This window comes from Vibrio sp. 2134-1, assembly GCF_033339495.1.
Genome location: NZ_JAWOUS010000891.1, coordinates 1 through 533, shown reverse-complemented (window position 1 = coordinate 533; position 533 = coordinate 1). Strand labels below are relative to the sequence as shown.

The following is a 533-nucleotide window of genomic DNA, read 5'->3' as shown; positions in this document are numbered from 1 at the left end:
CAGTGAGTGGTGGGCGTTTTGGCCTATCGTCTTTCTCGTATCGATTACGATAAAGTGAAGGGTTGATCCGAACGTCGACACTTATCAATTTTGCATAACCTTGTGTGCGCAGTTTGTTTAAGATCATTAGACGATCGTAGTCGATCTTCATTTTGATGGCCGCGCTAGATACGTCTATCAGAAGATGGCCATTGCGAATATTTGCAACTCGGCAATGATCTGCCGTCCCTTTTGGTAAAATTGTTTGTAGAGCTTGGTTAAGCTGCAAGATTTCTCCGGCATGTTCTTGAATTTGCTTAAATTGAGACTCAGCAATTACATCCTCTGTCGAGGTTGGTCGATGATCACGCATAGGTAAAATCTAATTTTGTTGAGATATGACTATTCTAGAGCAGCTTTCTCACTAGGTATAGTTTACATTAACGTCTTTAGCCTCAGTTTTACAATGGAGATGGATTGAACGTGGTAAAGTCCTGTTTTTGCCAAGTTTCGTCGTGCAGCAGCTAATAATATTGGCTAATCCATCACCACTT

General features: G+C 41.3%; 1 protein-coding gene. It reads right to left on the bottom strand.

The window, feature by feature from the left end:
- The coding region (locus tag R7R78_RS29100; RefSeq protein ID WP_225474964.1) for a DUF721 domain-containing protein at nt 1-352 on the bottom strand (352 nt) is incomplete at its 3' end.
- Nucleotides 353-533: the final 181 nt, after the last annotated feature.